The following is a 17,912-nucleotide window of genomic DNA, read 5'->3' on the forward strand; positions in this document are numbered from 1 at the left end:
TTTGTTCGTTGATCTTTCGATCAGTTTTCAGCAATTGGCCATCAAGCCGTCAGTCCACAGAGTCCAGTCCCCCTATGCAACCCACGTCCTTTGACGTCGCTTCTGCGTCGGTCCTGCAAGCCCTGCGTGCCAGCACCGGCGAATTGCACATCGCACTGGAAAAACGCCTGCCATTTTTCTCCGACACCCTGGATATCCCGGCTTTCCGCCTGCTGATGCAGGCTTACCACGGCTTCTATGCGCCACTGGAAGCCGCGTTGCAGCAGGCCGCCGGGCTGTCCGCCGATTTCGATCTGCAACCCCGCTATAAGACCGCCATCCTGCGCGGCGACCTGCAGGCGCTGGGCCTGTCGGCAGCCAGGCTCGCGGACCTGCCGGCATGTACCGAGCTGCCGCGGCTGGATTCGGCTGCGGCCTGTCTCGGCGTGCTCTATGTTGTTGAAGGGGCGACCCTTGGCGGCCAGGTGCTGCGCCGGGAAATCCAGGCGCGCCTGGGCCTGGATGCCAGCAATGGCGCGGCTTTCCTCGACGTCTATGGCGCCGACACCGGGCGCCGCTGGCGCGCTTTTCTCGTCCACCTGTGCAGCCGCCCGCTGGACGCCGCCGAGTGCGCCGTCGTGGTCGCGGCAGCGCAGCAGACATTCCGCTGTTTCGAACGCTGGCTGGAAAGCCGGGAGGTACTGCTATGACCCCAGAACAGCAGGAGGCCTTCGAAGAACTGCTGGCCAACTGTGCCAACGAACCGATCCGCTTTCCTGGCGCGATCCAGCCCCACGGCGTGCTGCTCACCCTGAGCGAGCCGGACCTGGCGATCATCCAGGTCAGCGCCAACGTCGAAATCCTGCTGGGGCACGTGCCGCAGGCGCTGGTCGGCCAGGCGCTGGACAGCCTGCTCGGCGCGGAGCCGGTCGCCACGTTGCGCCAGACCTTGCAGCAACCGCAGCTGTCGAACGAATCACCGCTGCAGGTGCGCCTCAACGGCATGACCTTCGACGGCCTGGTGCACCGCCACGATGGCGTGCTGATCCTCGAACTGGAAGTGCACGCCCGGCATTTCGGCCCCGAGAGCATCGCTGGCAACCTGGTCAACCTCGGGCGCATGCTCCAGCGCCTGCAGGCGGCGAAGTCGCTGCAGGCGCTGTACGACATCAGTGTGCGCGAGATCCAGGCCATGACCGGCTACGACCGGGTGTTGATCTACCGCTTCGAGGACGAGGGGCACGGCCAGGTGATCGCCGAAGCGTCCGATCCATCGATGGAAATATTCAACGGCCTGTTCTTCCCGGCGTCCGATATCCCCCAGCAGGCCCGCGAGCTGTACCGCAGCAACTGGCTGCGCATCATCCCCGACGCCGACTACCAGGCGGTGCCGCTGGTGCCGCGCCTGCGCCCGGACACCCAGGCGCCGCTGGACATGAGCTTCGCGACCTTGCGCAGCGTGTCGCCGATCCACTGCCAGTACATGAAGAACATGGGTGTGCTGTCGTCCATGAGCATCTCGCTGCTCAAGGATGGCGAACTGTGGGGCCTGATCAGCTGCGGCAATCGCCAGCCGCTGCATGTGCCCCATGAACTGCGCATGGCCTGCCAGGCCATCGGCCAGGTGCTGTCGTTGCAGATCAGCGCCATGGAAGCGCTGGAGGTCAGTCGCCAGCGCGAGGAAAAGATCGAGGCGCTGGCCTTGCTGACGCAGGCGATGAGCGACTCGCCGCAGAACGTCTTCGACGGTCTTGCCCGCCAGCCGGAAGTCTTGATGGCACTGGCGGGCGCCAGCGGCATCGCGATCATCGAGGACAAGCAGCTGCACCGCTACGGCAGTTGCCCGCCGCCCGAGGAGATACGGGCCCTGCACAAATGGCTGCAGCAGGGAGGCGAGCCAGTGTTTGCCAGCCACAATCTGTCCGCCGTCTACCCGCCGGCCCTCGCGTACCAGAACGTCGCCAGCGGCGTGCTTGCCATGAGCCTGCCCAAGCCGGTGGACAATGGCGTGCTGTGGTTCCGTCCGGAGGTGAAGGAAAGCATCAACTGGAGCGGCGACCCGAAGAAGCCGCTGAACCTGGAGAATTCCGAAACCGGCCTGCGCCTGCGGCCGCGGACTTCGTTCGAGATCTGGAAAGTGGAGATGGCCGGGATCTCGCGCAAGTGGAGCCCGGGCGACCTGTTCGCGGCCAACGACCTGCGCCGTTCGGCCCTGGAGAACGACCTGGCCCGCCAGGTGCGCCGCGAGCAGCAGGCGGTGCGCGCCCGCGACGAGCTGGTGGCGGTGGTCTCCCATGACCTGCGCAACCCGATGACGGTGATTTCCATGCTCTGCGGCATGATGCAGAAGTCCTTCAGTTCCGACGGCCCGCATACGTCGCGGCGCATTGCCACGGCCATCGACACCATGCAGCAGGCGGCCGGACGGATGAGCACGCTGCTGGACGACCTGCTGGACACCTCGAAGATCGATGCCGGGCGCTACACCATCTCGCCGAAGCTGCTCGACGTCAGCCAGATCTTCGAAGAGACCCAGGCCCTGCTGGCACCGCTGGCGTTGAACAAGGACATCAGCATCGCCTTCGAGACCGAGCCCGACCTGAAGATCAACGCCGACCCGGAGCGACTGTTCCAGGTGTTGTCGAACCTGGTGGGCAATGCCATCAAGTTCACCCCGCGGCTGGGTACGGTGGGGGTGCATGCGGCGCTGGGCGGCAACGAGATCGTGTTCACGGTGCGTGACAACGGCGAAGGGATTCCGGCGGACCAGTTGCCCCATGTGTTCGAGCGCTATTGGACGATCAAGGATGGCAACCCCACCGGGACCGGGCTCGGGCTTTACATCACCCAGGGCATCGTCGAGGCCCACGGCGGGCGGATCGAGGCCAGGAGCGAGGTGGGGAAGGGGACGGAGTTCAGGTTTACCATGCCGCTCGGAACCTGATCCGGGTTTTCTTTGCTATTCCGGGTCGTGCTGAATACCGGCGCCGGCAAGGCAACGCGGGCCCTGTGGGAGCGGGTTCACCCGCGATGGCGTCGGTGATGCCACCATCGTAATCGCGGGTGAGCCCGCTCCCACAGGGCCTTGCGTCGCTCTTGGAGCTGTTCTCTGCGTGACAGCTCGGCCTGAAAAGCTGGGCGGACCACCATAAGGTCCGCGCTGAGGGCCGGACCGTCACCCTCACACTCAGTCTCTCTCTTCATACATTTGTATAAACCCACGTCTCCGCGTGGTGATTCCAACACTGTCTCCCACCCTCAAGCCCCCCTACGCTTGGCCCCGGGCAGTGTTAATCACTAATAACAATCGGAGACACGAAATGCCTATCCAAACGGAGCATGATCCGCGCCTCAAGCGTGCGCTCAAGACAAGACACATCAGCATGCTGGCCCTCGGCGGCGTCATCGGCGCGGGGCTGTTCGTCGGCTCCAGTGCCGTCATCGCCTCCACCGGGCCGGGTGCTTTCATCACCTATGCCATCACCGGCGTGATCGTCGCCCTGGTGATGCGCATGCTCGGCGAAATGGCCGCCGCCCATCCCGCCAAGGGCTCGTTCGTCGACTACGCACGCATGGCCTTCGGCCGGCCTGCGGGCTACATGACCGGCTGGCTGTACTGGTACTTCTGGGTCATCGTGGTCGGCTTCGAGGCCGTGGTCGGCGGGCAGATCATCAATGCCTGGCTACCGGACATCCCGGTCTGGGTCATCGCCCTCGGCCTAATGGTCGGCATGACCCTGCTCAACCTGCTCTCGGTGCATTCCTTCGGCGAGGCCGAGTACTGGTTCGCCGGGGTCAAGGTCGCTGCCATCGTGGTCTTCCTGGTGGTCACCGGGCTCTATGTGTTCGGTCTCTGGCCGGAGTCGAAGGCAAGCTTCGCCAACCTAACCGCGCACGGCGGCTTCCTGCCCCATGGCATCGGCTCGCTGTTCACCGGGGTGGTGGTGGTGATCTTCTCCATGACCGGCGTCGAGGTCGCGACCCTGGCCGCAGCGGAGTCGCAAGACCCGTCGCGCAATATCCGCAAGGCGGTGAACACGGTGATGCTGCGCATCCTGGTGTTCTTCGTCCTCGCTACCTTCTTCATCGTCGTCGCCCAGCCCTGGACCGACCTGGTGCCCGGCAAGTCGCCGTTCGTGACGACCCTGGACCACATCGGCATCCCCGGCGCCGGCGACATGCTGACCATCGTCATCCTCGTGGCCGTGCTCTCGGTGCTCAATGCCGGTCTCTACACCTCGTCGCGCCTGCTCTACGTCCTGGCCTCCAACGGCGAGGCGCCGCGCTGGATCGCCGGGGTCAGCAAGAAGGGCGTGCCGGTACGCGGCGTGATCGCTTCGACCCTCGTCGGCTACGGCTGCGTGGTGATCGCGGCACTCTGGCCGGACACGGTGTTCCAGTTCCTGATCAATTCCTCGGGCACGGTGTTCCTCTTCGTCTACCTGATGATCTGCCTGTCGCAGCTGAAACTGCGCCGCCGCTGGGTCGCCGAAGGCAACCTGAAGTTCGCCATGTGGGGCCACCCCTGGCTGCCGCTGCTGGTGACCGCCTCGATCATCGCGGTGCTGGTGAGCATGGCCTTCGACCCGAGCATGCAGGTCAGCCTCCTGCAGTGCCTGATCGCCATCGTCGCGATCGGCGCCTCCTACCTGGTCCTGCGCCTGTCCCCGGCTCGCCGGCAGGAAGGCGAGACCGCCACGCGACTGACGGAAAGCGCCTGATAGTCGTATTTCGATGCAACTCCATGCCTGCGGGAAGCCAACAGCATGTCAGCACTCCTTGATTTGACCCAACTCCCCAATCGCCCGCTGTGGTTCGAACCGGCACCGTCACGCCCGGCGCTGCAAGGCAGCGTCGAGGCCGACGTGGTGATCGTCGGCGCCGGCTACACCGGCTTGTGGACCGCGTACTACCTGCTGAAAAGCGACCCCTCGCTGCGCGTGGTGCTTCTGGAAAAACGCGAGGTCGGCTTCGGCGCCTCCGGGCGCAACGGCGGCTGGGCCTCGGCGATCTTCCCGATCTCCCTGCCGCGGGTGGCGCAGATGTACTCCCACGGCGCTGCGCTGCACCTGCAGGAAGCGATGAACCACACCGTCGACGAGATCGGTCGGGTCCTGGCTCTGGAAGGCATCGACGCGGACTACGCCAAGCAGGGCTTCCTGTCCCTGGCCCGCAGCGCGCCGCAACTGGCGCGGGCACGGGAGGCGGTCGAGGCGTCGGCCCGGTTCGGCCTGCCGCAGCAATGGCGCACCCTGGACGCTGCCGAGGCCCGGGCGCGAGTCTGTGCCCAGGGTGTGCTGGGCGGCTTGTACACCGAGCATTGCGCACTGATCCATCCCGGCAAGCTGGTGCGCGGGCTGGCACAGCAGGTGGAAGCCATGGGCGCGAAGATCCACGAGCGTTCGGCGGTGACCCATATCGAACCGGGCCTGGTGCGTACCGAACAGGGTGCGGTCAAGGCCGGGATCACCGTGCGTGCCACCGAGGCCTTCACCTCGCAGCAGCCGGGTCATTCGCGCTTCGTCATCCCGCTGTACTCGCTGGTGCTGGCCACCGAACCACTGCCCCGTGACCTGCTTGGCCAGCTCAACCTTGACCAGCGCCTGGCCTTCAATGACATGCGCCACCTGCGGGTGTACGGCCAGGTCACCCGCGAGGGCCGCCTGGTCTTCGGCGGGCGCGGCGCGCCGTACAACTGGGGCTCGCGGATGTCGGAGCAGGCGGACCTGGTGGACAGCATCCACGCGCGGATCCACGAGACCCTGCTGGAGTTCTTCCCGGCCCTCGCCGATGCCCGCATCACCCACCGCTGGGGCGGCGCCCTGGGCGTGTCCCGCGACTGGTGCCCCACCGTGAGCATCGATCGCCAGCAGCGCCTCGCCTGGGCCGGCAACTACGTCGGCGATGGCGTCGCCACCAGCAACCTGGCGGGACGGATCCTGCGCAACCTGATCCTCGAACGCGACGAGGACATCAACACGCTGCCCTTCGTCAACCATCGCTCGCCGTCCTGGGAGCGCGAGCCGCTGCGCTGGCTGGGTATCAACAGTGGGCTGGCCGCGGCCTCCCTGAGCGATATCGAAGAGCGCTTCACCCACCGTCCATCCCGCACCGCGATGTTGCTGGAAAAGCTCACCGGCGCGCATTAAAGGGAGTACCTCCGTGACCACCTTCACCATCCTCAAGTCCGCCAGCCTCGCCTCGCTGGCGCTGAACCCCGCCGGCCAGCGCGCCGGCGCCGACCAGGGTGATCCGCAGATCGCCATCCAGGCCCTGGCGCCCACCGCCACCGGCAACCTCGGCGTATGGGAATGCCAGCCGGGCGGCTGGCCGGTAATCAACCGGCCAGACACCGAGTTCACCTTCATCCTCTCCGGCCGCGCACTGCTCACTGACGACGCGTCGGGCGAAGTGGTCGAGGTCGGCGCTGGCGACCTGATCATCCTGCCGCCAGGCTGGAGCGGGCGCTGGGATGTCCTGGAAACCGTCCGCAAGGTCTACGCCATCTACTGATCCACGGGAAAAACCGACATGACCCACAGCATCACCAACTGGATTTCCGGCGCCCGCGCCGAGGCCACCAGCGGCCAGCAATTGCCCGTCTACAACCCGGCCACCGGCCAGCTCAGCGCCCAGGTGCAACTGGCCAGCCACGCCGACGTGGACGCCGCCGTCGCCAGCGCCAAGGCCGCTTTCCCGGCCTGGAGCAACCTGCCGCCGCTGCGTCGCTCGCGCATCCTCAATCGCTTCCTGGCCCTGCTCAACGAACACCGCGACGACCTGGCCCGGCTGATCACCGCCGAGCATGGCAAGGTCTTCACCGATGCCCAGGGTGAAGTGACCCGCGGCATCGAGATCGTCGAGTTCGCCTGTGGCGCGCCGCAACTGCTGAAGACCGATTTCACCGACCAGGTCAGCACCAATATCGACAACTGGACCCTGCGCCAGCCGCTGGGCGTGGTCGCTGGCATCACCCCGTTCAACTTCCCGGTGATGGTGCCGATGTGGATGTTCCCGGTGGCCCTGGCCACGGGCAACACCTTCGTGCTCAAGCCGAGCCCGATCGACCCGAGCCCGAGTCTGTTCATCGCCGAACTGCTGAAGCAGGCCGGGTTGCCGGACGGCGTGTTCAACGTGGTCCAGGGCGACAAGGAGGCGGTCAATGCCTTGCTGGTGCACCCGGACGTCGAGGCAATCTCCTTCGTCGGTTCGACCCCCATCGCCAACCATATCTACGAGACCGGCGCTCGCCACGGCAAGCGCGTGCAGGCCCTGGGCGGGGCGAAGAACCACCTGGTGGTGATGCCCGACGCCGATATCGACCAGGTGGTGGACGCCCTGATCGGCGCGGCCTATGGCTCTGCCGGCGAGCGTTGCATGGCCATCAGCGTGGCGGTGTTCGTCGGTGATGACACGGCCGAGAAGGTCATGCCCAAGCTGATCCAGCGCACCCGCGAGCTGAAGGTGCTCAACGGCACCAACCTGCAGGCCGAGATGGGCCCGATCGTGACCCGCGCTGCCCTGGAGCGCATTACCGGCTACATCGAGCAGGGCGTGAAGGAGGGCGCCCGGCTGTTGGTGGATGGTCGCGGCTTCAATGGCCAGACCGCTGGCGAAGGCTGTGGCGATGGCTTCTGGCTGGGCGGTACGCTGTTCGATCAGGTGACTCCGGACATGCGTATCTACAAGGAAGAGATCTTCGGCCCGGTGCTGGCCTGCCTGCGGGTCAAGGACTTTGCCGAGGCGGTGGAATTGATCAATGCCCATGAGTTCGGCAACGGCGTCAGCCTGTATACCCGTGACGGTCATGTCGCCCGCGAGTTCGGCCGGCGTATCCAGGTGGGCATGGTCGGCATCAACGTGCCGATCCCGGTGCCGATGGCCTGGCATGGCTTCGGTGGCTGGAAGAAGAGCCTGTTCGGTGACATGCATGCCTATGGCGAGGAGGGGGTGCGCTTCTATACCAAGCAGAAGAGCATCATGCAGCGCTGGCCGCAGGCGATTGCCAAGGGCGCAGAGTTCGCGATGCCGACGAGCAGTTGATCCAGCCTGAGTGAGCACCGACGGCCCCGCCCACGCAGCGGGGCCGTTCTTTTTTCAGAACAACTCGGTGTTCTTGCCCGCCTGCAAGGCGATCCAGAAACGCGCAATACCCTGTGTGGTCGTGGGCTTGATGCCGGTCAGTTGTTCCACCAGCTTCAGGCGGTAGACCAGGGTCTGCCGGTGAATCTCCAGGTCGAAGGCGGTGGCCTTCCAGTTGCCGTCGTTTTCCAGGAAGGTCATCAGGGTGCGCAGCAGCGCAGCGCCCTGGGTGCGGTCGTGCTCGATCAACGGGCCGAGGTAGCGTCCGACCAGGGCGCGTGCCTCGGCCAGTGACTTGGGCGCCATGATCAGGCCGGTTTCCGCCTCGCCATAACGCAGTTGCGCGGACTCCAGGTCGATGGCCTGGGTCAGGGCCAGGCGGGCCTGGCGCACGCTTTCGCGAAAGCCCGTGGCGGCGGCGATCGGGCCGCTGACGCCGATCACCGTGCCGCTGCCGAGGCCCTGGCGCAGCGCCTCGAATACCGCGCTGTCGTTGCGGCTGATGGCCACGAGCAAGCCGTTGTCATCCAGCAGCAGTGGCGCCGCAGGATGCAAGGGCGGGGCGTGGTGGATCTCGTCGGCGGACCAGGGGCCCTGGGTAGCGGGGCGGATCGCCAGGCAGACCAGCGACCCTGCGAGTCCGCGACGTTCGAGGATCGGCCGCGCCAGGCTGAACTCGGTCTCGCTGTCCAGCAGGCTGCGCAGCAAGGCCGCGCCTTCTTCGCGCTGCTGGTCGCGCTGGATCATCAGGCGCTCCAGCTCCACGCCGAGCAGGCCCACCAGCGAGCGGATCAGGATCGAGTCGTCGGCACTGCGCCGGTTGTTGCGGGCCAGCAGCAGGTTGACGCGGCTGCGGCCGCCCAGCGGGATGCGCTCGGCCTGTTGCAGCGCGGCGCTGTCCTGGGGCCGGGTCTCGACGATGAGGGCGCCGCCGACGGCATCTTCCAGGGCCAGGTTGAGGTCCAGGGTATTGGCCAGGATGGTCAGGCGCCCGGCCATGTCCGGCGCCTTGCGCAGGGCCTCGGCGTAGGTCTGGAACAGGCGCTCGCTGGCATTGAAGCGTTCGCGCTGGGCTTGCAGGACGCTTTCGATGACGTAGTGCGACAGCTTGACGAATTCCAGCTCGAAGCTGGCCAGCAGGACCGGGAACAGCAGGCGGTCGGCGGCTTCCAGCAGCGCCGGGGTGAGGGGCGGGGCATCGCTGCGCGGGGCCACCACCAACGCGCTGGCATTGCCCTGCACCAGGCGTTCGAGCCAGGCGGCCTGTTGGTCCGGCGTGGGCGGCAGGCCGAGCCCGGTGGTCATCACCAGGTCCCCCGGCGAGATCCAGCGCCATGGGTCCGGCAGGTCGACGGCATGGGCCCAGGTGATCTGGCGGTGGGTGCCGGCGGCTCCGGCGACGGCCCGCAGTTTCAGCAGTTCGATGGCGATCAGGTCGGCGACCGTGAGCATGGATTCATCCGCGTTTGCGTGAGGACGCCATGCTACTGGGTTGCACCGGGTGACGGGCCTTTTTTGTCGCGCAGGGCGCAATTGTCGGCGGCCAATGATTCGCGCGCAGCCAGATAAGTTCCATCGGGCCGATAGCTGGTCTGTTTTCGGTGATGCTGTGGAAATACCCGTAGTAGAGCCGTTACTAGTGGATTGGAATGCTTTCGATATAACCCTAAAAGCCTGTTGTCGAGCAGTTTTCCTGCCACTAGCCTCATCCTGCTACCACGGACGATCTGCCACCCAATAGCGCAACCGGGAGGGACTCCAGCGCTTATTACAAGAGGTGCATCATGCCGTTCAGTGCCGATGTATTGAATGTTCTGGCACGAGAAGTCTCTCCCACTCTTCGCTTCGCTGCCTTGCATGACCTGGTCGTGCAACTGGGGTTTGATTTCTTCGGATTCTCCTGCTGGACCAGTTTCGACCCGCGGCCGCTGCTTCGCAGCACATGGCCGGAGGGCTGGACCCAGCGCTACAAGGCATGTCGCTACAGCGAAAGCGACCCCCGCATCACGCATTGCCGCCGCTCGATCCTGCCGATCTTCTGGGACGAAAGCTGTTTCCAGGACGCCCCCGACATCTGGCAAGACGCCCGGTCGTTCGGCCTGTGCCACGGCTGGTCGCAGGGCTCGCATTCGGAAAGGGTATTCAGCATGCTCGACGTGGCCCGTCGCGATGGGCCGATCTCCAACGAGGAGTGGTACGAAAAGGCGGGGCAGGTGCTGTTGTTGTGCAACCTGATGCATATGAACCAGGTGGACCAGCTCCAGCGCAAGATCGACGACCTGCACCTGACCTGCCGCGAGATCGAAGTGCTGCGCTGGTCTGCCATCGGCAAGACCGCCGAGGAAGTGGCCGACATCCTCCACCTGTCGGAGTCGACGGTGAACTTCCATGCGCGCAACACCATCGTCAAGCTCGGTGTGCAGAACAAGGTGGCGGCGATCGCGCGGGCGGCGCAGTTGGGGCTGTTCTCTACCCGGGAGTCCCGAACCAGCGAAGAACCCAGCGAGTACAGCCGACGCTTGAGTGACTGGGCGCTGGCGGCGGGCTAAAGCACTAACTCTTTGTTTTTGCACTGTTTTGATGATTCTACTGTCGCTTTGCACCTGATTGGGGCGATTCCTTCGTCGGGCAAATACGACAGACTCGCATTTGTCGTCGTGACAGTGGCAGAAAGCCAGTTTTGCCGGTCAATTCGTTAGCTAGCTTTGCTCTTGGCCTGTTAGTTGCCTCTCCAAAATCATTGCAATGTCGCCATTGGAGAGGTCTATGTCGCTATCAAGCAACTCCATGCATTTGTCGGGTGAAGAGCGGCGCTGGCTGCCCTGGTTCGGCAAGACCGGAAAATTCGCTATGGGCTGGGCCTGCCGGATCAACCGCGCGGCGTATCCGGTCATCGAGCAAACCTTCGAGGCCATCGCCGAGACCCGGGTCAAGTTGCTTGGCAACTGGGCCCAGGAGCAGTGGGAGCATCTTGCGGAACTGGCCCAGGGTCTGGGCGACCTGAGTGCCATCGATGGCCAGGCATTGCAGGAAAAACTGCAACAGGCCGAGGACTTTTCCGAACTGTTCGTCATCGACGCGTCCGGCACCCTGCTGGCGTCGACCTGGGCTGGACAGACGTCACGCAGCCTCGATCCGGCGGCGCTCGCCGAAGGGCTGAAGGCGCCGTTTCTCCACGGTCCCTACCGCGACCCGCTGACCCTGGCCATCGGTCCGTCGTCGTCACGTTTCCATGACGAAGTGACGCTGATGTTCTATCAACCGCTGAAGGTGGCGGGCAAAGTGCTCGGTTGCCTGTGCGGGCGGGTACCCAACGACGTGCTCGGCGACCTGATCCAGCGCGAGGCCGGGCATATCTTCGCCGAGTCCGGGGACAACTACCTGTTCATGGTCCAGTCGCGCTTCGACCGCAACCTGCAGCCCGGGGTGGCGCTGTCGCGCTCGCGCTTCGAGGACGGCACCTTCAGCCATGGCGAGAACCTCAAGAGCGGGGTGCACACGCCGTGGAAAACCGTGCAGGTGCAGCGTCATACCGAGCTGGAGCTGCGCTTCACCGACCCGGCCACCCAGCAACTGCATCCCGGTGTGCGGGAAACCATCCGCAATGGCTCGAACCTGTTCGTGACCTACCCGGGCTATTCCGACTACCGTCATATCCCGGTGGTGGGCAAGGGCGTGACCTTCCAGTTGCCGGGATCGCCGGATCGCTGGGGCATGATGTGCGAGGCCGACCTGGAGGAGGTCTATCGCCGGCGTTCCCTGAGCTACGGCCTGATGAAGCCGTACCTGGCCACCATGCTTGCCCTGTTCGCCAGCAACTATGGGGTGCAGCACTATAGCGGGCTGTCCCAGCACCTGATCGACCTGTGCGAGGCCGCCAGCCTGCTGATCGCCGCCGTGGTCTTCAGCACCCTCGGCCCGAAACGCCTTGCCGCGCGCCTCAACGAACTGACCGGGGTCATCCGCACCATCGCCGAGGGCGAGGGCAACCTGCGCCAGCGCCTGGATACTTCGCGCATGGCCAATGACGAAACCGGCGACATGGGGCGCTGGATCAACAGCTTCATCGACCACCTGGACTCGGTGGTGGGGCAGGTGGTCAAGGCCAGCCACAGCGTTGGCACCACCAACCAGATGATGATCGGTCGCAGCCGCAAGGCCAGCAGCACTTCCATGGAAGTGGCCGATGCGGTGCATCGCATGATGGTCATCGTCGAAGAGCAACTGGGCGAGATCCAGCAAGCCTCCGCCGGCGCGGAACAGATGAAGCAGGCCATGGACGAGGTGGTCGAGCGTGCTCGCGAGCAGTTCCTCACCGTGCAGCAGGGGACCCAGTCCATTCGCGACGTGGTCGAGCGTTCTGCCTCCAGCGTGCAGCGCCTGGATAGCCGCATGGCCGAGATCGGCAAGATCAGCCACCTGATCAGCGATATCACCAACCAGACCAACCTGCTGGCGCTCAACGCCGCCATCGAGGCGGCGCGGGCCGGCGAGCATGGTCGTGGCTTCGCCGTGGTCGCCGACGAAGTCCGCAGCCTCGCCGCACGCACCTCCAGCGCCGCCGAGGAAATCCGCCTCACCGTGGAGAGCCTGCAGGGCGAAACCCGCGAGGCGGTGGGCTTCATGGAAGACGGGGTGAAAAATGTCGACCAGAGCCTCGGTCTTGCCGAACAAGCCTCGTCAGAAAACGTGCAGTTGCACCAGGCCGTGGAAAACATGTTCCAGATCATCCAGCAGCTCAACCAGCGCAGCCTGGACTACGGGCGGACCATCAAGGAAGTGGACCAGTCCTCGCTGGAAATGCACCAGACCGTCAACGTCCTCCACGCCAGCGCGGAAACCGTGCGGCTCAATGCCAATAAACTGCAGAAACTGGTGGGCCTGTTCGAAGTCACCCGTACCGGCGGACAGCGCGAGGCAGCCTGAGCGGAACCCCCGGGGCAGGGCGGTCGCGTCGTGCGAACTGGCCCTGTCACCGGGCAGAAAGTTTTTTTAAATCAGGGGGTTGCCAGCATGGGTGAATGCACGCATAATGGCGTCCATCGAAAGCGACGAGAAATAAAAATCTCAACGTTTTCAAAGAGTTAGGTTAATCGCAGATTGCCGAAGCTCATCAGAGGCCGAGTAGCAAAGTGGTTATGCTCCGGATTGCAAATCCGTCTACGCCGGTTCGATTCCGACCTCGGCCTCCATATTCGAAAGCCCCGCAGATTAACGTCTGCGGGGCTTTTTCATTTGGGCGAAATGATGCCGGAGTTCCGAAACTTTAGGGGTGGAGTTCCGAAACTCTGTCACTTCGAGGGCTTCGCGATGGCGCCGACGCGGCGATAAACGCGCTCGGTCATTTCGGCTTTCGAGTGCCCAAGCAGGGTACTGGCATCGCCCAGATCGTTGATCTCAGACGCGGCCTTCGGTCGGATATCCCGGAACTGGAACTGCGCAATCTGCTTGGCCAGGTCCGCCTTCTTCTCGGCCATGGCTTTCACCCTGGCGGCCTCCCTTGCATCCGCCCAGCGGTTGCGCAACATTCCCCAGCTCATCCGCTTGCCGTCTTCATTCACGATGTAGAAGGGGGAGAGGTGATGGCTGTTCCTTTGCTCAATCCGGTCAAGCAGGTTGCCCAAGGCGTTCTGCACGCCATCCGCCTCCAGCAGGATCCGCAGCTTTTTGCCTGTCTTGCCCTGGGCAATGCGCAGGTACATTCCCTCCCTGAAATCCTTCCGCATGGCAAGCACGTCCGCAGGTCGCTGGCCCGACAGATAGGCCAGGTCCATCGCCTCCCTCAACTCCTGCGGCGCCTCCTCATACACTGCCTTCCAGACAATCTCGTTTGCGTAGTAGTCCCGCGGCTTCTCCTTGTTCTTCCTCACTCCCAGGCAGGGGTTCTCCCGGGTAGTGATCCCCCATTCCCGCGCAGTATTGAATACGTGGGATAACAGGGCGATTTCGCGATTTGCCCTGGTCTTGGCTGACCTGGTGTCGCGGTACTGCGCGATCATTGACGGGGTGATCTCGTCGATCGGCGCCTCGTCGAAGACCTCCCTGAGCTGCTTCAGCTCGTAGATGTTGTCCTTCTGGGTGCGCGGTGCCTTCGTCGGAATGATCTTCTTCTCGTACTCGTCGAAGATCCCCTTCATCGTGGTGAGTTCGGCAGGAAGGCGCTTGGCTTCGAGTTCGGCCCACTTCATCTTGGCCCTGACCAGGTCCGTGCCCAGAGGAATTTCTTTCCCGGCCTGGTCGCGGTAGTAGTAACCGACCCACTCCTTGCCGCTCTTCCTGGCCCGCTTGCGCCGGTACACGCCCGGCGGCAAATCGCGGTTTTCTGTGTTTCTTGGGCGCATCTCACTTCACTCGGGAAAAGTCTGGCACCCATGCGGGCTTGGGCGCGGGAGGTGCCGCGGTAGGCACGACGTCGATTACGGCGCCGCTCAGCTTCATGCGAGCGTACTGGCGCCCGACCAGCGGGCGGCCGCCACGGCTCTCGACGTAGTGCCAGCCGCGTTCTGTGAGCCAGCGTCGCTGATACGCGCGGGGCTTGTAGCCGGTGATCTCCACCAGCTCCTCGTCCGAGAGGATTTCGGTTTCCATGGGATGGTCTCCACGCCGCCGGTGGCGGCAGGTTGGTGGTCAGTCCGCGCCTTCGGTGATCTGATGCTCAACGCTCATTGAGCGCGATCAGCTGCACCCATGAAGACCATGTTCAAGGCAGTGCTCTGGAGAACACCGACTGCATCAGTGCCTTCGTCGTCTTCGGCAAGCACTGGCAGCGCCTGGTGGCGGATCAGATCGATGCCGACCCCTTCGGGCACGTCGAAGCGGGTTATTACCGTTGTGGTCACGGTGATGATTGGCATGGCAATAGCTCTCCATGCCCGCGCAGGGGCGGGCTTGAGTAGTAGGGGGAGGGGTTAGGCTGCTGGGCGCTTCATGAAGGTGATCCAGTGCGTCTTCTCGCGCTTGCCGGACTTGTGGCCAAACAGTGGTTTCTCGCCGGTCAGGGCCAGCAGCTCGCTGACTAGTACCTGGGTTTCGTTCCACTTGAAGATCAGGATGCCTTCGGGCTCCAGCACGCGGAAGCACTCGGCAAAGCCTTGGCGAATGTCCTCCCGCCAGTCGTCGGTCAGCACGCCGTACTTGGCGCGCATCCAGCTGTCCTGGCCTGCCCGGGTCAGGTGCGGCGGGTCGAACACGACCAGGCGGAAAGCACCGTCGCCGAACGGCAGGCTGCGGAAGTCGATCAGGACATCGGGCTCAACCTTTAATACCCGGCCATCGCAGAGCAGGTGCTCTTCGTCGCGGATATCACCGAACAGGGCACGCTGGTCCTGCTTGTCGAACCACATCATGCGGCTGGCGCTGCAGGGGTCGAGCACCTTTGCGGTTGCGTTCATCGTGGCCACTTCCATACGTGGTAGGCCATGTAGGCGAGGGCGATCATGGCGTCACCTGCTTGGCTGACAATAGCTCGGCCGCCAGTTCCGCAGCGAAACCAACAGGCCACCAATAGCGGGCCCGCTGATGATCCGGGTAAGTAGCTTCGCGCAGCACTAGCCCCTTGCGCTCCAGCGCCTTGAGCACGGCCAGCACGGACGAGGCAGTGACCCCAAGCCGGAAGCCAACCTGGTAGCTCAAGCCACCCATTCCGAAAACGCACGCTTGGTCCCCTCTGGCGAGCTTCTGGCAGTCGTCATGATGCAGGTGCGGTGTCACGCCGCGGTATCGGTATGCGTTTTCGCGCCCGATGTTTCGCAACTCGGCGAGAACGGCTTGCTGTTTTTCTGTGAGTTTCACAGCGAATACCTCTCTTCATCCCAGCGCCCAGGCGCCGTTGCAGGTGTAGGGTCGGGTTCTTGTTCGTGCGGGGAGCGCTGGCGCTGATTGCCTGCCTGCGAAACAGGCGTGCAATTCAGTTGCGTGACGCCCATGCTTGCGCGGATACGGCGAGCGTCGTCTCGGTCGCTGAGCGCCGCCATGCTCAGCGCTAGCATCGCGAGAAATCCGGCGAGCCAGATGAACGACATTACTCGCCAGGCGCGCACCTGGTTTTGATAGGTCACGGGGCAACCCTCCGGAACTCGACGACCCATACCCAAGGGTTCGTATCCCAGGATTCGGCGCTGTTGATGGATGACCAGAGCGTTCTGAATGACTCGAAGGCACTTGGGCAGCACTGGGTGGATGGCATCAAATAGTCGAACCAGCCATCGCTGTCGCACTCCACACCCTCTGCTTTCGCCTGCTCCTCGCTGATGTCATGCAGCCGCTCGACGCGAACGGCGGTGATCTCCAGTAGGATACGGCTCGCCCAGCGTGGCATGTGAATGCTCGGCCGCCAGGTAACCGCAGAGCCACTCCAGCTTGCACGGAAGAGGCAGTGCTCTGGCTTCTGGAATCGCTTAGGGATGTCAGAAAGGGGTGACCCCTTGCAGCCCATATACTGGGTATATGCCCAGGTACCATCGTCTTCTGGGTCTTCCAGCCAGGTCTCGCGCACCCACAGGCGGTCGCCTGGTTGGCCGTATGGGCAGAAGTCGATTGCAGGCCAATAGCCGTCTTCGCATTCCACGAAGGGGTAGCCTGCCGCAACGTCGGCTGGCCCGCGTGGCTCGTCGAAGCGATTGACCAGCTTCGGGCTGATCGCTCGTCGCGTGACCGTCTTCCTGCCTTCGAGGATGGCGCGGACCATGGGGGCGCCGAAGAGGATCGGGCGTTCCTTGACCTGTCTCATGGTGTCACCACCCGGCGCGCCCACCAGCACACGGGGCCGTCGTCCGTGTCATGAATCGACAGGCAGAACCAGCCATCACCTTCTGGGCGATCCGGCTCCCAGTAGCTGCAGTCCGCTTCGCCAGCTTCGAAGTAGCGCTCCGAGATCGACTCGTCGCTGTGGTATTCGAGCTCGACCATCTTCACTTCCAGGCTCTGCTCAGAGATCCAGGCTTTGCACTTCTCGCCATCGCCCTCATCGAAGTCGGGCATGTCGGGGTGAGAGAACATGCCGTCCTCGTCGCGGGCGACCGGCACCGGTTGGATCAGCTTGATTTCTTCAGGCATGACGATTCCTTGGCCGCCATATCGCGGCAGTTGAATAGAGGGGAGAGGGGTTACAGCAGAAAGAGTACGGATGTACTCCTGTCAGGATTTGCGGTCCAAGGCGCCGCGGGCGCACCAGGCCCCATAGGCGTGACGCATCCAGTCTTGGATGAACACCCCGGCATCAGTCTTGCGATAGTCGGCCGAGGCGAAGTGTCGGTCTGCCAATTCACGGAATTCGGCTTCTTCGCACTCCATGCACTGGCTACCGACGTCGAGGCAGGTGGCGCACTCAACTGCGCTCGGCTCTGCGCTGGAGGTTAGCTCTTGCTCAATCCTTCGTCTGGCGTTTGGGCTTATGTCGTAATCCAGCAAATCACGCAGCAGCGCATCCCGCTCTTCCAGTTGGGCGGCCAGTTCCATGGTGCGAGCGATCATTCGGTCACGCTCGCCCTTCACCTGCGACAATAGCGCTTCGCGCAGGTCATACACTCTCTCAATGGACCTCAGCCGCTCAACCTCCCCAGCATCTGCGTGGGCGTAGAGCGGATGGACGTAATGCTTCGCGATTTTTGCGGGTGCGCCACCAAGCGTGATGTTGTGCGCCTTGACCTTGCTGCTGATCGTGTCGCCAATAGCGTTCGCCCACATGACTGGCTCACCCTGGCGCTGCTCGACATCCAGCGCTTCCTGCAGTCCTCGCGTAAGCACAACATGGCCGTGGTTGAGTAGCGCTTCATTTACTTCTTCAGCAAGTTCTCTCGGCACGCTGATCATTTCTGTGGATCGGTTTTCTGTGGGCATGGGGATACCTCGCT

The 17,912-nt window shown here is 63.9% G+C and carries 18 protein-coding genes and 1 tRNA gene; 9 read left to right on the plus strand and 10 right to left on the minus strand.

Annotation, left to right across the window (positions count from 1 at the left end; all coding sequences use genetic code 11):
* Positions 1-74: 74 nt before the first annotated feature.
* The 6 genes from V0R59_RS11620 (at position 75) to V0R59_RS11645 (ending at position 8,022) form a co-directional block, all read left to right on the plus strand.
* On the plus strand, positions 75-689 hold the full coding sequence (locus V0R59_RS11620) for a biliverdin-producing heme oxygenase (RefSeq protein ID WP_330074438.1): 615 nt from the start codon (positions 75-77) through the stop codon (positions 687-689).
* Positions 686-2,923 (plus strand): ATP-binding protein, encoded by a 2,238-nt coding sequence (locus V0R59_RS11625; protein ID WP_330074439.1) that lies wholly within the window; start codon positions 686-688, stop codon positions 2,921-2,923. The genes V0R59_RS11620 and V0R59_RS11625 overlap by 4 nt, the downstream gene beginning before the upstream one ends.
* Before the next feature lie 376 nt (positions 2,924-3,299).
* Complete coding sequence (locus tag V0R59_RS11630; RefSeq protein WP_330074440.1) at positions 3,300-4,700, plus strand: amino acid permease; 1,401 nt, start codon at positions 3,300-3,302, stop codon at positions 4,698-4,700.
* A gap of 45 nt (positions 4,701-4,745) precedes the next feature.
* The gene (locus V0R59_RS11635) at positions 4,746-6,128 is read left to right on the plus strand and encodes an NAD(P)/FAD-dependent oxidoreductase (protein ID WP_330074441.1); all 1,383 of its coding nucleotides are present in this window, start codon (positions 4,746-4,748) and stop codon (positions 6,126-6,128) included.
* Between the two features lie 13 nt (positions 6,129-6,141).
* The gene (locus V0R59_RS11640) at positions 6,142-6,492 is read left to right on the plus strand and encodes a cupin domain-containing protein (RefSeq protein ID WP_330074442.1); all 351 of its coding nucleotides are present in this window, start codon (positions 6,142-6,144) and stop codon (positions 6,490-6,492) included.
* Positions 6,493-6,510: 18 nt separating this feature from the next.
* Positions 6,511-8,022, plus strand: coding sequence for a CoA-acylating methylmalonate-semialdehyde dehydrogenase (locus V0R59_RS11645; protein WP_330074443.1), 1,512 nt, complete (start codon positions 6,511-6,513; stop codon positions 8,020-8,022).
* A gap of 54 nt (positions 8,023-8,076) precedes the next feature.
* On the opposite strand, the gene V0R59_RS11650 is transcribed toward V0R59_RS11645, so the two are convergent.
* Positions 8,077-9,513, minus strand: a complete 1,437-nt coding sequence (locus V0R59_RS11650) for a PucR family transcriptional regulator (protein ID WP_330074444.1) — start codon at positions 9,511-9,513, stop codon at positions 8,077-8,079.
* 332 nt (positions 9,514-9,845) lie between these two features.
* Here V0R59_RS11650 and V0R59_RS11655 point away from each other — a divergent pair, with 332 nt between their 5' ends.
* The 3 genes from V0R59_RS11655 to V0R59_RS11665 all read left to right on the plus strand — a co-directional run bounded on the left by V0R59_RS11655 (position 9,846) and on the right by V0R59_RS11665 (position 13,253).
* On the plus strand, positions 9,846-10,610 hold the full coding sequence (locus V0R59_RS11655) for an autoinducer binding domain-containing protein (RefSeq protein WP_330074445.1): 765 nt from the start codon (positions 9,846-9,848) through the stop codon (positions 10,608-10,610).
* A gap of 217 nt (positions 10,611-10,827) precedes the next feature.
* Positions 10,828-12,987, plus strand: a complete 2,160-nt coding sequence (locus tag V0R59_RS32165; RefSeq protein WP_330074446.1) for a methyl-accepting chemotaxis protein — start codon at positions 10,828-10,830, stop codon at positions 12,985-12,987.
* A 192-nt stretch (positions 12,988-13,179) separates the two neighbouring features.
* Positions 13,180-13,253 (plus strand) — tRNA-Cys (locus V0R59_RS11665).
* A 99-nt stretch (positions 13,254-13,352) separates the two neighbouring features.
* On the opposite strand, the gene V0R59_RS11670 is transcribed toward V0R59_RS11665, so the two are convergent.
* The 9 genes from V0R59_RS11670 to V0R59_RS11710 form a co-directional block, all read right to left on the minus strand.
* Positions 13,353-14,402: a phage integrase gene (locus tag V0R59_RS11670; protein ID WP_330074447.1), complete on the minus strand. Its 1,050-nt coding sequence runs from the start codon at positions 14,400-14,402 to the stop codon at positions 13,353-13,355.
* A 1-nt stretch (position 14,403) separates the two neighbouring features.
* On the minus strand, positions 14,404-14,649 hold the full coding sequence (locus tag V0R59_RS11675; RefSeq protein ID WP_330074448.1) for a DUF4224 domain-containing protein: 246 nt from the start codon (positions 14,647-14,649) through the stop codon (positions 14,404-14,406).
* A 74-nt stretch (positions 14,650-14,723) separates the two neighbouring features.
* A complete protein-coding gene (locus V0R59_RS11680; RefSeq protein WP_330074449.1) occupies positions 14,724-14,915 on the minus strand; it encodes a hypothetical protein in 192 nt (63 codons plus the stop codon).
* Positions 14,916-14,969: 54 nt separating this feature from the next.
* A complete protein-coding gene (locus tag V0R59_RS11685) occupies positions 14,970-15,452 on the minus strand; it encodes an SAM-dependent methyltransferase (protein WP_330074450.1) in 483 nt (160 codons plus the stop codon).
* Between the two features lie 43 nt (positions 15,453-15,495).
* Positions 15,496-15,852, minus strand: a complete 357-nt coding sequence (locus V0R59_RS11690) for a hypothetical protein (RefSeq protein WP_330074451.1) — start codon at positions 15,850-15,852, stop codon at positions 15,496-15,498.
* Positions 15,849-16,118 (minus strand): hypothetical protein, encoded by a 270-nt coding sequence (locus V0R59_RS11695; protein ID WP_330074452.1) that lies wholly within the window; start codon positions 16,116-16,118, stop codon positions 15,849-15,851. Before V0R59_RS11695 ends, V0R59_RS11690 begins: the two co-directional genes overlap by 4 nt.
* Complete coding sequence (locus V0R59_RS11700) at positions 16,115-16,789, minus strand: hypothetical protein (protein ID WP_330074453.1); 675 nt, start codon at positions 16,787-16,789, stop codon at positions 16,115-16,117. Before V0R59_RS11700 ends, V0R59_RS11695 begins: the two co-directional genes overlap by 4 nt.
* A complete protein-coding gene (locus V0R59_RS11705; protein ID WP_330074454.1) occupies positions 16,786-17,115 on the minus strand; it encodes a hypothetical protein in 330 nt (109 codons plus the stop codon). Before V0R59_RS11705 ends, V0R59_RS11700 begins: the two co-directional genes overlap by 4 nt.
* Positions 17,116-17,196: 81 nt before the next feature.
* Positions 17,197-17,898, minus strand: a complete 702-nt coding sequence (locus tag V0R59_RS11710) for a hypothetical protein (protein WP_330074455.1) — start codon at positions 17,896-17,898, stop codon at positions 17,197-17,199.
* Between the last annotated feature and the right edge of the window lie 14 nt (positions 17,899-17,912).

It is taken from the genome of Pseudomonas ulcerans, from assembly GCF_036324125.1.
GTDB lineage: Bacteria > Pseudomonadota > Gammaproteobacteria > Pseudomonadales > Pseudomonadaceae > Aquipseudomonas > Aquipseudomonas ulcerans.

Excerpts from the sequence above, each read along its gene's own strand:
- V0R59_RS11620 (WP_330074438.1), top strand. The coding sequence starts at position 75 with ATGCAACCCACGTCCTTTGACGTCGCTTCTGCGTCGGTCCTGCAAGCC.
- V0R59_RS11625 (WP_330074439.1), top strand. The coding sequence starts at position 686 with ATGACCCCAGAACAGCAGGAGGCCTTCGAAGAACTGCTGGCCAACTGT.
- V0R59_RS11630 (WP_330074440.1), top strand. The coding sequence starts at position 3,300 with ATGCCTATCCAAACGGAGCATGATCCGCGCCTCAAGCGTGCGCTCAAG.
- V0R59_RS11635 (WP_330074441.1), top strand. The coding sequence starts at position 4,746 with ATGTCAGCACTCCTTGATTTGACCCAACTCCCCAATCGCCCGCTGTGG.
- V0R59_RS11645 (WP_330074443.1), top strand. The coding sequence starts at position 6,511 with ATGACCCACAGCATCACCAACTGGATTTCCGGCGCCCGCGCCGAGGCC.
- V0R59_RS11650 (WP_330074444.1), bottom strand. The coding sequence starts at position 9,513 with ATGCTCACGGTCGCCGACCTGATCGCCATCGAACTGCTGAAACTGCGG.
- V0R59_RS11655 (WP_330074445.1), top strand. The coding sequence starts at position 9,846 with ATGCCGTTCAGTGCCGATGTATTGAATGTTCTGGCACGAGAAGTCTCT.
- V0R59_RS32165 (WP_330074446.1), top strand. The coding sequence starts at position 10,828 with ATGTCGCTATCAAGCAACTCCATGCATTTGTCGGGTGAAGAGCGGCGC.
- V0R59_RS11670 (WP_330074447.1), bottom strand. The coding sequence starts at position 14,402 with ATGCGCCCAAGAAACACAGAAAACCGCGATTTGCCGCCGGGCGTGTAC.
- V0R59_RS11675 (WP_330074448.1), bottom strand. The coding sequence starts at position 14,649 with ATGGAAACCGAAATCCTCTCGGACGAGGAGCTGGTGGAGATCACCGGC.
- V0R59_RS11680 (WP_330074449.1), bottom strand. The coding sequence starts at position 14,915 with ATGCCAATCATCACCGTGACCACAACGGTAATAACCCGCTTCGACGTG.
- V0R59_RS11685 (WP_330074450.1), bottom strand. The coding sequence starts at position 15,452 with ATGAACGCAACCGCAAAGGTGCTCGACCCCTGCAGCGCCAGCCGCATG.
- V0R59_RS11700 (WP_330074453.1), bottom strand. The coding sequence starts at position 16,789 with ATGAGACAGGTCAAGGAACGCCCGATCCTCTTCGGCGCCCCCATGGTC.
- V0R59_RS11705 (WP_330074454.1), bottom strand. The coding sequence starts at position 17,115 with ATGCCTGAAGAAATCAAGCTGATCCAACCGGTGCCGGTCGCCCGCGAC.
- V0R59_RS11710 (WP_330074455.1), bottom strand. The coding sequence starts at position 17,898 with ATGCCCACAGAAAACCGATCCACAGAAATGATCAGCGTGCCGAGAGAA.